This is a genomic window from Mesorhizobium sp. NZP2234 (assembly GCF_013170765.1).
Lineage (GTDB): Bacteria > Pseudomonadota > Alphaproteobacteria > Rhizobiales > Rhizobiaceae > Mesorhizobium > Mesorhizobium loti_D.
Map to the genome: position 1 here is coordinate 3,389,408 of NZ_CP033364.1, position 11,667 is coordinate 3,401,074.

Below are 11,667 nucleotides of genomic sequence, written 5' to 3' on the forward strand. Positions count from 1 at the left end.
CCAGGCATTCATGGAGTGAACCACGGAGGACGACATGGGTTTCGACCAGTATCACGAGCCGCCTGAAGAACTGCCGCAGAAGGTGCGGACCTTTGCCCGCATGATCACCTCGCTGATCGAGGAGGCGGAAGCGATCGGCTGGTACGAACAGCGCATTTCGGTGGAGAAGGACCCTCAGGCCAAGGCGATCATGAAGAACGCACAAGGCGAGGAGTTCAAGCATTTCGGCATGGATCTGGAATTCCTGCTGCGCCAGAAGAAGGACTGGCGGGCGGAACTGAAGGAAATCCTGTTCACGACGGGCGATATCGTCAAGGCCGGCGAGCGGGGGGAGAAGAAGGTGGATTGATTGCCTTCGCCGGCTTTGCGCGAAGCCCGCAGGGTTCGGTTCACACCGCCGCGACGAACCCGTCCAGCACGCGTTTCTGCCCTGCCTTGTCGAAGTCGATGGTCAGCTTGTTGCCCTCGATGGCCGAGATATTGCCGTTGCCGAACTTCTGGTGGAAGACGCGGTCGCCGACGCTGAAGGCGGACGGCGTGTCGGAGACGGATTTGGCGACCAGTTCGCCGTCGATGGTGCGGCCCTTTACGCTCGTGCGGCCGGCGCCGTAGCCGCTGTCTGTCTCGCCATAGCCGATGCGCTCGACCTGGTGGCCGGAGCGCGAACCCCAGTTGCGGTCTGTCGCCTCGGTGCGGTTGGCCTGCGCGCGCTGCCAGCCGGGCGTAGAATAGGTGTTGGAGAAGGCGCCGGATTTCTCGGTGCCGCCATTGTTGGCGCCAACATTGTCGAAGCGCGACGCGCCGTAGGGGTTCTGGCGGCCGCCGCGGCCGGAGGCGAATGAGCCGCCGCCGTAGGAATTGCCATAGCCGCCATAGCTGTTGCCGCTTTCCGCGACCTCGACATGGGCCTCCGGCAGCTCCTCGAGGAAGCGCGACGGGATGGTCGATTGCCAGAGCCCGTGGATGAGGCGGTTGGAGACGAACCAGATATGCAGGTTCTTCTTGGCCCGGGTGAGGCCGACATAGGCCAGCCGGCGCTCTTCCTCCAGCCCGGAGCGGCCGCCCTCATCGAGCGCGCGCTGGTGGGGAAAGAGGCCTTCCTCCCAGCCGGGGAGAAAAACCGTCTCGAATTCGAGGCCCTTGGCCGAATGCAGTGTCATGATGGAGACGGCGTCCTGCCCGGCATTCTGCTCGGCATCCATGACCAGCGCCACATGTTCGAGGAACGAGCGCAGCGACTCGTACTCCTCCATGGAGCGGATCAGTTCCTTCAGGTTCTCCAGCCGACCCGGCGCTTCGGCCGAGCGGTCGTTCTTCCACATGTCGGTATAGCCGCTCTCCTCGAGAATGGTCTCGGCGAGTTCGGTGTGCGGCTTGGTTTCCAGCGCCTTCTGCCAGCGCTCGAAATTGGCGGCCACTTCGCGCAAAGCGGCGCGCGGCTTCGGCTTCAACTCGTCGCTTTCGGCGAGATTGCCGGCGGCCTCCAGCATCGGAATGCGCAGGGCGCGCGCCGTGTCGTGGATCTGGCGTATGGTGGCTTCGCCCAGGCCGCGCTTCGGCACATTGACGATGCGCTCGAAGGCGAGGTCGTCGCCGCTGTTGGCAACGACGCGGAAGAAGGCCAGCGCGTCGCGGATTTCCATGCGCTCGTAGAAGCGCGGGCCGCCGATAACGCGGTAGTTCAGGCCGAGCGTGATGAAGCGGTCCTCGAAGGCGCGCATCTGGAAGGACGCCCGCACCAGGATCGCCATGTCGTTGAGATTATGCTTCTGGCGCTGATAGGCCTCGATGGTCTCGCCGATGGCACGGGCTTCCTCCTCGGAATCCCAGGCGGCGTGGACATTGACCTTGCCGTCCTCGGGGTCGTTGCGGTCAGTAAACAGCGTCTTGCCGAAACGGCCCTCATTGTGGGCGATGAGATGCGAAGCAGCGCCGAGTATATGCGCGGTCGAGCGGTAGTTGCGCTCGAGCCTTATGATGGTGGCGCCGGGAAAATCCTTGTCGAAGCGCAGGATGTTGTCGACCTCGGCGCCGCGCCAGCCATAGATCGACTGATCGTCGTCGCCGACGCAGCAGATGTTGACTTTGTTTTCGCTCACGGCCGCACGCGAGCTTCGCTCGCGGGCCTCCGCGGGGGCGGCTTGGCCGGCCGACGCCTGGTCGGGCTTGCGGCCTTCGGCCGATCGCAGATCCGTCGACGTTGACCCACGCCCGCTGTCCGACCGCTGTGCCAGCAGGCGCAGCCACATGTACTGGGCGGTGTTGGTGTCCTGGTATTCGTCGACGAGGATGTATTTGAAGCGCCGGTGATAGTCCTTCAGCACATCCGGATTGGCCCGGAAGATGCGGATCGGGTGACAGAGCAGGTCGCCGAAGTCGCAGGCGTTCAGCGTCTGCAGCCGCTCCTGATAGGCCTTGTAGAGCTCGCGGCCCTTGCCGTTGGCGAAGCTGCGTGCGTCGCCCTCGGGGATTTCGGCGGGGCCGAGGCCCTTGTTCTTCCAGCCGTCGATCATCTGCGCGAACTGTTTGGCCGGCCAGCGCTTGTCGTCGAGGCCCTCGGCCTGGATCAGCTGCTTGATCAGCCGCACGACATCGTCGGTGTCGAGGATGGTGAAGTCGGAACGCAGACCCGCGAGCTCGGCATGGCGGCGCAGCAGCTTCACGCCGATCGAGTGGAAGGTGCCCAGCCACGGCATGCCCTCGACATTGCCTTCGCCGATCAGAATGCCGATGCGCTGTTTCATCTCGCGCGCGGCCTTGTTGGTGAAGGTCACGGCCAGAATCTGCGAGGGGAAGGCTTTCCCCGTGGCGAGAATATGGGCGATGCGGGTGGTGAGCACGCGCGTCTTGCCGGTGCCGGCGCCGGCCAGCACCAGAACAGGACCCTCGGTGGTCTCCACCGCCAGCCTTTGTTCCGGATTCAGCCCCCGGAGATAGTCCGGCGCATTGTTGTGGCCGCCGCGGGCAGCCATGGCGCGCGCGGCAATGCCCGACGGGGCCGTGGGCCGCGCATTGGGTTCGTCGAAAAAGGGCATGTCTTCGGAAAAGCCGGACATCGTCCCCGAATGTAGTGATTCGGTTGGGAAAGACCAGAACTGTCTACGTTTTGTTCCCGGTAAAGCCGCTTATCCGGCCACCTTGGCACGCATGACGCTCAACCCGCCGCGCATTTGCAGCTAGACCGAGCACTGCCCCTGGGCCCGTGGCACAAGCTTGACAGGCGAGGCGGGCGGGAGAAAGTTGTGTGCCGGGCAGGAACGCAATGCCGGGTTGCCCATGGCCGCGAGAAGCGCGCAACAGTCGAAGGAGTATCATCTTGGCTGTAACCATCACCTCCCTTGTTCTCTTTCTCCTCGGTCTGACAATTGGCGCTGGCGGCATCTGGCTGGCCTCGCTGGGCGGCAGCTGGTACTACATCATATCGGGCCTCGCGTTCCTGATCACCGCATGGCTGTTCTACCGGCGCCGCTCCACCGCGCTGTGGCTCTACGCGGCGATCGTGCTCGGCACGCTGGCCTGGGCGGTGTGGGAAACCGGCTTCGACTGGTGGGAACTCGGCCCGCGCGGCGGCATCATCGTGCTGGTGGCGCTATGGCTGCTGACGCCGTGGGCGCGGCGGGGCCTTGCCGGTCCTGACGGGCGCGCGCCGCTGATCCTGGCCGTGCTGGCCTCACTGGCGGTGGCCGGCTATTCGATGACCACGGACCCGAAGGACATCGCCGGCGCGCTTGACACCGACAAGGTGACCCCCAACGCCAATCTCGGCGGCGACGTGCCGGCCGGCGAGTGGCACTTCTATGGCCGCACGCAATTCGGCCAGCGCTATTCGCCGCTCGACCAGATCACGCCGGACAATGTCGCCAATCTGCAGCCGGCCTGGACCTATCGCACCGGCGACGTGAAGGGGCCGGACGATGTCGGCGAGACCACATACCAGGTGACACCGCTCAAGATCGGCGACACGCTCTATATATGCACGCCGCACAATTTCGCCATCGCGGTCGACGCCGCGACCGGCAAGGAAAAATGGCGCTACGACCCCAAGATCAAGCTCGACAAGGACCGCCAGCACCAGACCTGCCGCGGCGTGTCCTATTATGCCGATGCCGCCGGCGCCGCCGGCCAGCCTTGCGCGACCCGCGTCTACCTGCCGACCTCGGATGCCCGGCTGATCGCGCTCGACGCCGCCAACGGGCAGGTCTGTCCCGCCTTCGCCGAGGCCGGCACACTCAATCTCTTGACCAACATGCCATACCCCAAATCAGGCTATTACTATTCGACCTCGGCGCCGCTGATCGCGGGCGGCAAGATCATCGTCGGCGGCGCGGTCAACGACAATTATTCGACGCAGGAGCCGTCGGGCGTTATCCGCGCCTATGATGCGAGCACGGGCAAGCTGCTGTGGAACTGGGATTCCGGCAATCCGGACCAGACGACGCCGCTGCCGGCCGGCCAGACCTACACCGCCAACTCGCCCAACATGTGGTCGACGCCGAGCGCCGACGAGAAGCTTGGCCTGCTTTACGTGCCGCTCGGCAACCAGACGCCGGACCAGCTCGGCGCCGGACGCAGCGCCAATGTCGAGAAGTTCTCCTCCTCGATCACCGCGCTCGATCTCAATACCGGGCAGTTGAAATGGGTGCGGCAGACGGTGCACCACGACCTGTGGGACATGGACGTGCCGGCGCAGCCGAGCCTGATCGACATCACCAAGGCCGACGGCACGATCGTGCCCGCGCTGGTCGGGCCGACCAAGCAGGGCGACCTCTATGTGCTCGACCGGCGCACCGGCGAGCCGGTGATCGCGGTCAAGGAAGTGCCGGCGCCCGGCGGCGCCATCGAGGGCGACCATGCGTCGCCGACGCAGCCTTCGTCCGATCTCTCCTTCAACCCGAAGCCGCTGATCGAAGCCGACATGTGGGGGATCACCATGTTCGACCAGCTGGCCTGCCGCATCGCCTTCCACAAACTGCGCTACGAAGGCCGCTATACGCCGCCCTCGGTGCAGGGATCGCTGATCTATCCCGGTAATTTCGGCACCTTCAACTGGGGTGGCGTAGCGGTCGATCCGGTGCGGCAGGTGATGTTCGGCATGCCGACCTATCTCGCCTTCACGTCCAGGCTCGTTCCGCGCGCCGACGTGCCGGCGCCGGGCGACGACACCAAGGGCAGCGAGCAGGGGCTCAACCGCAATGAAGGCGCGCCCTATGCGGTTGTGATGGGGCCGTTCCTGTCTCCCCTCGGCGTTCCCTGCCAGGCGCCACCGTGGGGGTATGTCGCCGGGGTGGATCTCAGGACCGGCACGATCAACTACAAGCACCGCAACGGCACCGTCTACGACATGACGCCACTGCCGCTGCCGCTGAAGGTCGGGGTGCCCGGCATTGGCGGGCCGATGATCACCGCCGGTGGCGTCGCCTTCCTTGGTGCCGCGGTCGACGATTATCTGCGCGCCTACGACCTGACGTCGGGCAAGCAGCTCTGGCGGGCGCGGCTGCCTGCCGGCGGTCAGTCGACGCCGATGACCTATACGGTCGCCGACGGACGCCAGTTCGTGGTCATCGTCGCCGGCGGCCACGGCTCGGTCGGCACCAAGCCAGGGGATTATGTGATGGCTTACGCGCTGCCCAAGTAGGCAGTGGGTTGCCTAGGGGCAAGCTCGGCGAATTGACGATCAGCCGAGCCCGAGATGGCTTTTCAGGCTGGGCACCGAGCCCAGCACCTGGTTGGTCAGATCGGGGCCGGCCGCGGCTTCGGCTTGCTGGACCAGCGTCTCGCCAGCCTTCTGGATCTGCGCCAGATCGAGGCCGGATGCCTTGAGGGCAGCGAGGCCGTTGACCAGCGCGCCCGCCTTCTCGCCGAGAACGCCGCCAAGCGCGCCTTGCAGCGAGGACAGGAAGCCGCCACCGCCGCCGGCAGGGGCGGCGGCCATGACGTCATATTTCTGTGCCAGTGCATCGGCGCCCGGAATCTTGGCGAAGAAGGATGAGGCGCTGGTGCCTTCCGCCTCGTGCTCCAGTACCGAGAAAATGGTGCCGACGACCTTTTCCGTCGTTGCCTGGTCAAGGCCGGCCTTCTGCGAAACGGTGTTCACGATATCCTGTACGTCCATGACTTCACCTCAACCCTTGGTTTTCGTGTTTGCCGGATGGCGCTGGCGGACGCGGACCTTGACCATGGACTTCCGGCTCGCCGCTACAAAGGCCGCGCGCATCGCCAGGATCGCGGCTGCGGCAACGATAAAGGCGGTTGCCAGGATCGGCGAGGGCATGGTCATCGGCGGCTTCCTTTCAGATCGATCCTTTCAGGACCGTGGCCGCGCCATGGGGCGGCCGTATGGTCAGTTTCCCCCACTATTGTGGCGGTGCCATCAAGATTTGTCGTCGATGACAAAATTGTGATGACGCCAATTGGGATGATGGCGCCGCGCCTTGCCGGAGAGACGGGGCGTCACCGCTCCGTGACTGGACGATGCAAGGCCCACCCCTATCTTGCGAACGACGGGACGTCGCATCGAGATAGCGAGACCGAGGAGTGCGCCAATGACCAAATCCACCGCCACCGACAAGCCCGCCATCACCCAGGCGATGATCGACGCCTATGACGAATACACGCATCTGACGCTCGACCGCCGGCGCTTCATGGAACAGCTGACCAGGCTTGCCGGATCGGGTGCCGCGGCGGCCGCGATCGCGCCGATGCTGGCGGCGAACTCCGCCCACGCGGCAATCGTCGCCGACAACGATCCGCGGGTGAAAGGCGAGGAGATCACCTATCCGGGCAGCGGCGGCGAGATGAAGGGCTATCTGGTCAAACCGGCAAACCAGGCCGGCAAGCTCGGCTCCGTCATCGTCATCCATGAAAACAGGGGGCTCAACCCGCATATACGCGACGTCGCCCGGCGCGTGGCGCTGGAGGGGTTCGTGGCGCTGGCGCCGGATTTCCTGTCGCCGCTTGGCGGCACACCCGCCGATGAGGACAAGGCGCGTGACATGTTCACGAAGCTCGACCCGGCGCAGACTGTCGCCAACGGCGTCGCGACCGTCGCTTTCCTGAAGGCCGACAAGGACGGCAATGGCAAGGTCGGCGCCATTGGCTTCTGCTGGGGCGGCGGCACGGCCAACATGCTGGCCGTCAATGCGCCGGATCTCGCGGCGAGCGTCGCCTATTACGGCATGCAGCCGAAGGCCGCCGATGTGTCGAAGATCAAGGCCGCGCTGCTGCTGCACTATGCCGGCCTCGACGATCGCACCAATGCCGGCATCGACGCCTTCAAGAAGGAGCTCGATGCCGCCCATGTCGAATACACGGTCTATGTTTATGAAGGCGCCAACCATGCCTTCAACAACGATACGTCGGCCGCGCGTTATGACAAGAAGGCGGCCGATCTCGCCTGGGGCAGGACGATCGCCTTCCTGAAGGAGAAACTGGCGTAGGACGTCAGGCCGCTGGCGCCCAGACCGCCGCGTAGGCCGGCGACAGGGTGAATCCGGCTGGACGTGTCGAAACCGGAGGCGGGCGGCGCACGCCCTCCTGCAGGTACCGCAACGCCGACGTCAGCCCGTTCATCGTATAGGGCTTGGCGATGACGCCGATAGCGCCGGCGAAATGGTCGGGGATTCGCTTCGGATTGGCGGTCATGAACACCACCATCGAACGTTTCTTTTCGCCGATATAGTGGGCCACGTCGACGCCGGTCGGACCGTCGGTAAGGTGGATGTCGACAAAGGCGATGTCGGCATCCGTGGACTCGACCATGCTTTTTGCTTCCGCCGAAGACGTCGCCCAGCCGACGACGCTATGGCCGGCTTCCTCGACAAGGCTTTCCAGTTCCATCGCCAACAGCGCTTCGTCCTCGACGATCAGGACCTTGAGTGGTTCAGTCATGGGAGTGTCCTTTTTGCTGCGGTTCGTTTGGCATCGAGATCACGACCTTGGTGCCGGGGCCGGCGTCACGCCATTCGATATCGGCGTGCAACTGGCGGGCGAGCGATTTGATTAGCCGCATGCCGAACGAGGCATCGCCATTGGCTTCGGCCATGCCGACGCCATCGTCCGAGACCTCGATGTTGAAATGGCCGTCGGGCTGGCTCATCTTGATGCCGATACGGCCCGCCGTGGTCCCGTCCGGCCCTTCCTTGAAAGCATGCTTCAAGGCATTGGTGACGAGTTCATTGACCATCAGCGCGACAGGCGTCGCCTTCTCTGCCGAAATCACAATGGGTTCGAGCTCAAGGTTCGACTTGATCCCGGATCGCCCCGACGCCGTCAGAAGATCCGTCACCAGGTCCTTGGCGAAATCCGAGACGTCGAACCGGCTGACATCCTTCGACTGGTAGAGCCGGCGATGCACGGTGCTGAGTGCCTCGATGCGCTCCAGCATGGTGGTCAACGAATGCCTGATCGCTTCATCCTTTATGGTCCGGCGCTGCATGATGATGAGCGATGAGATCATCTGCAGATTGTTTTTCACCCGATGATCGACTTCGTGCAGCAAGGTGGTTTGCGCCTCAAGGGCTGCTTCCAGCTCGGCGGTGCGTTCCTTCACCGCTTTCTCGAAGCGATCCTTGTCGGCGGTGATGCGATGTTCCGAGCGCTTGCGATCCGAGACATCGAGTTGCGAGGCGAAAAAGAACTGCACCTCGCCTTTGTCGTTGGAGACAGGGCTGATGTAGAGCGCGTTCCAGAAGGTCGAACCATCCTTGCGGTAATTCAGGATGTCGACGCTGACATCGGCGTTGTCCGCGATCGCCGCGCGGATTTGCTCGACAGCGGCCTTGTCGGTTTTCGGCCCCTGCAGGAAGCGGCAGTTCTTGCCCAGCACTTCCTGTCGCTCATAGCCGGTCAGCCGCAGGAAAGCGTCATTGGCAAAGACAATCGGGTTATCAGGCCGCCGAGGATCGGTGATGATCATCGACATACGGGTAGCGCGAATCGCCGCCGCGAACGGGTCGCCCTTGCCATGCTCGACATGAAGGTCATCCGTCATGTGCCAAGCGTCGGCAGGCTCCCTGGTCCGTTTCCAGTCCATGGTGTCACTCCAAGCCGTTTTCGTAGGGGACAACGGCTTAAAGGCGAAATTGGTTCAATCTTAAGCGTCTTGTCGCAGTCAGGCGAGATCGGGAACCGACCCGGCAGTTCTGCAAGCAGTTGAAGATAAAGGCTTTCCTGCGACTAGCCGCTGGGCGCAGGCTTGTGAAAGGCGACACCGGCAACCACCAGTGCGATGCCGAGGCAATCGATCAGGCTCGGAATCTGGCGCAGCACGACGATGCCGATCAGCGTTGCCGTGACCGGCAGCAGCGACAGCATCAGGGCGAAACTCGAGCGCGGCAACCGCGACATGGCAAGCTGGTCGCAGATATAGGGGATGACCGAGGAGCAGATACCGACGCCGATGGCGGCGACCAGCAGCGTCGGTGAGAAAAAGGCGGGCAGCGCATCCGCGAAGCCGATTGGCAGCACGACGACGAAGGCGACCGCCATGGCGGCGCCGAGGCCCGCAATGCCGTCGCCAGCGCCGGAACGGGCGACGCGGTGGCCGAGCACGATGTAGCCGACAAACAGCGCGCCGTTGAGGAAGGCCCAGAACAGGCCGACGGGATCATCGGACCATCTGACGTCGATGAGCATCAAGGTGCCGGCAACCGCGACGGCAAGGGCAGTCAGGTTGCGGACGCTCCTGAGGCCGACGAGCGCGACGCCGATGGTGCCGACGAATTCGATCGCCGCCACCAGCGAGATCGGCAAGCGGTCGAGCGCAAGGTAGAACGAGCAATTCATCACCGCCAGGCAGGCGCCGAAAGCCAGCAGCAGCAGGCGCGTTGCGGGATCGGCGCGAGTGAAGCTTCGCCAGGGGCGCGTCAGCGACGCGAAGATTAGCGCCGCTGTGGCGATGCGCAGCCACGCCATGCCGAGCACGCCGACATGCGGAAACAGCAGCACCGCGAAGGCCGGGCCGAGATAGTGGAAGATTGCGCTGACGCCGAACCAGACATGCGGCGGCAACCTTCCCGCCAGGGTGCCGAGCACGGGGCCGTTGATGGCAGGGCCGGCAGCTGGCGCTTGCGTCTGATCGTTCATCGGATCAGTATCGCAGGCAGTTTTTCTACTTGATATGGCGAATGGCCGAATTCTCCGGCAATTTCGCTCCCGAAAGAAAGGAGTTTTCGTTGAAGCGCCTTCGAACTGAAAATGCCGATCTCGACGCGGCGGATGTGAAAATCCTGCGCCTGCTGGAAACGGATGCGCGCACCAGCACGGCGGAGCTTGCGCGCTCGGTTGGCCTGTCGGCGCCCAGTGTCGCCGAGCGCATCAAGCGGCTGCAGGAGAATGGCGTCATCGAAGCCTATTGCGTCCGGATCAATCCCGCCGCGCTTGGCCTGACGCTGTCGGCGTGGCTGCGCATCCGGCCGGTGCCGGGACAATTGTCGATCGTCGCCGACATCATTCGCGAGCTGCCGGAGATCGCCCAATGCGACCGGGTGACCGGCGAGGATTGCTTCATCGCGCTCGCCCATGTCGGCTCGGTGGCCGAACTCGAACGGGTGATCGACCGCATCATCCCCTATGCGATGACGAATACGGCCATCATCCAGTCATCGCCGGTGGCGGCACGTTCACCGCTGGCGGCAGTCAGGCGACCGCCGTGAAACGGTACGACCCATTCGGTCGCCCGATTTTTCTGATGCCGACTCGCGGACGCTATGCGTGGCCGCGCTTCAGGCGGGCGCGCTTCAAAATGCTGCGCCAGCGGATCATGTCGAACGGGATCGGCTCGTTGTTGTTGGCGATATGGAAGATTTCATTGTCGACGTTCTTGATCGATCGCCAGAAATCATAGTCCGATATGCGCGGATCAGCGGCCAGCCTGTCCACCTCGACCTTGATGTCGGTTTTCATGCACGTCCCTCGAACCGGCTTCGCCCCGCCGCTCGTAAACAGCTCTATGCGGATGGTTTTCGACCGCTCCGCTGAGTCGTTCAACGGCTCAATTGGCTTGTTCCCGTTAAAACCTCGGTAAGGTTAATGCCGGTCCAAACCCGCTTCAAGCACCGCTGCCGGTGGATATCGGGGGCTCCGCGATTTTGAGTTCAGGGTGTGGCTTTGAAGTCAGACCCAATGCCTGGCCGTGCCGAATCCGCATGGATATCGGCTTCGCCCTACTTGCGTTTGATGCCGATCGCGCGGCCGGCACGCTCCGGCATGGGCAGCACCGAATGGGCGGCGCGCATGGCTTCGATCCTGGCCAGCACATCGGCGGGGAAGGGCGCGACCTTCGGCCCCGCCATGTCGACATGCAGCGACAGCGTCTCGGAAGTGGCGGCGAGCCAGCCGTCGACATGGCGGATTTCCTGATAGGACCTGAGCCGCTTCGCGTCATGGTCGATGAGTTGGAAGGAGACCGTGACCTTGTGGTCGAGATGCAGTTCCTGGACGTAGCAGACATGGACCTCGGCGGTGTAGATGGTGAGACGGCGCCCCTTCACATAGTCCAGCCCCATGCCCATCGCCTCGAAAGCCTCATCCGAGCAGCGGTCGAACAGGACGTTGTAATAGGCCATGTTGAGATGGCCGTTGTAATCGATCCAGTCTTTCTCGATGTCCATGGGCCTGGAGACGAAGGGGGCGGGGATGGGCATCGAAACTTCCTTGTTCTGGTGCTGG

Annotated in this window: 12 protein-coding genes; 4 read left to right on the forward strand and 8 right to left on the reverse strand. The window is 63.8% G+C overall.

The features are described from left to right. Positions 1-34 precede the first annotated feature (34 nt). Positions 35-349 carry a hypothetical protein gene (locus EB230_RS16620; protein ID WP_056573180.1) on the forward strand — a complete coding sequence of 105 codons (315 nt, stop codon included), beginning with the start codon at positions 35-37 and terminating at the stop codon, positions 347-349. Positions 350-389: 40 nt separating this feature from the next. Here the strand turns inward: EB230_RS16620 and EB230_RS16625 are convergent, their stop codons facing one another. Further along, the gene (locus EB230_RS16625) at positions 390-3,056 is read right to left on the reverse strand and encodes a UvrD-helicase domain-containing protein (RefSeq protein WP_056573177.1); all 2,667 of its coding nucleotides are present in this window, start codon (positions 3,054-3,056) and stop codon (positions 390-392) included. 260 nt (positions 3,057-3,316) lie between these two features. Here EB230_RS16625 and EB230_RS16630 point away from each other — a divergent pair, with 260 nt between their 5' ends. Next, a complete protein-coding gene (locus EB230_RS16630) occupies positions 3,317-5,635 on the forward strand; it encodes a glucose/quinate/shikimate family membrane-bound PQQ-dependent dehydrogenase (RefSeq protein WP_281410904.1) in 2,319 nt (772 codons plus the stop codon). Between the two features lie 39 nt (positions 5,636-5,674). Here the strand turns inward: EB230_RS16630 and EB230_RS16635 are convergent, their stop codons facing one another. Both EB230_RS16635 and EB230_RS16640 read right to left on the reverse strand, forming a co-directional pair. Further along, positions 5,675-6,112 carry a hypothetical protein gene (locus EB230_RS16635; RefSeq protein WP_056573171.1) on the reverse strand — a complete coding sequence of 146 codons (438 nt, stop codon included), beginning with the start codon at positions 6,110-6,112 and terminating at the stop codon, positions 5,675-5,677. A 9-nt stretch (positions 6,113-6,121) separates the two neighbouring features. Next, entirely contained in the window at positions 6,122-6,277 is a 156-nt protein-coding gene (locus tag EB230_RS16640; protein ID WP_081295088.1) for a hypothetical protein, read from the reverse strand. A 265-nt stretch (positions 6,278-6,542) separates the two neighbouring features. On the opposite strand from EB230_RS16640, the gene EB230_RS16645 reads away from it, so the two are divergent. Then, complete coding sequence (locus EB230_RS16645) at positions 6,543-7,436, forward strand: dienelactone hydrolase family protein (protein WP_056573168.1); 894 nt, start codon at positions 6,543-6,545, stop codon at positions 7,434-7,436. 4 nt (positions 7,437-7,440) lie between these two features. Here EB230_RS16645 and EB230_RS16650 read toward each other — a convergent pair whose 3' ends face one another. From EB230_RS16650 to EB230_RS16660, 3 genes are all read right to left on the reverse strand, one after another. Next, a complete protein-coding gene (locus EB230_RS16650; protein WP_056573166.1) occupies positions 7,441-7,887 on the reverse strand; it encodes a response regulator in 447 nt (148 codons plus the stop codon). Then, a complete protein-coding gene (locus EB230_RS16655) occupies positions 7,880-9,031 on the reverse strand; it encodes a histidine kinase dimerization/phosphoacceptor domain -containing protein (RefSeq protein WP_281410905.1) in 1,152 nt (383 codons plus the stop codon). Before EB230_RS16655 ends, EB230_RS16650 begins: the two co-directional genes overlap by 8 nt. A gap of 143 nt (positions 9,032-9,174) precedes the next feature. Beyond that, positions 9,175-10,083 (reverse strand): DMT family transporter, encoded by a 909-nt coding sequence (locus EB230_RS16660; RefSeq protein WP_172373231.1) that lies wholly within the window; start codon positions 10,081-10,083, stop codon positions 9,175-9,177. 89 nt (positions 10,084-10,172) lie between these two features. Here EB230_RS16660 and EB230_RS16665 point away from each other — a divergent pair, with 89 nt between their 5' ends. Further along, positions 10,173-10,652, forward strand: coding sequence for an Lrp/AsnC family transcriptional regulator (locus EB230_RS16665; RefSeq protein ID WP_081295126.1), 480 nt, complete (start codon positions 10,173-10,175; stop codon positions 10,650-10,652). Positions 10,653-10,704: 52 nt separating this feature from the next. Here the strand turns inward: EB230_RS16665 and EB230_RS16670 are convergent, their stop codons facing one another. Together EB230_RS16670 and EB230_RS16675 are read right to left on the reverse strand one after the other, a co-directional pair. Then, positions 10,705-10,902: a hypothetical protein gene (locus tag EB230_RS16670; RefSeq protein ID WP_056573157.1), complete on the reverse strand. Its 198-nt coding sequence runs from the start codon at positions 10,900-10,902 to the stop codon at positions 10,705-10,707. A 260-nt stretch (positions 10,903-11,162) separates the two neighbouring features. Beyond that, the gene (locus tag EB230_RS16675; RefSeq protein WP_056573155.1) at positions 11,163-11,642 is read right to left on the reverse strand and encodes a thioesterase family protein; all 480 of its coding nucleotides are present in this window, start codon (positions 11,640-11,642) and stop codon (positions 11,163-11,165) included. Between the last annotated feature and the right edge of the window lie 25 nt (positions 11,643-11,667).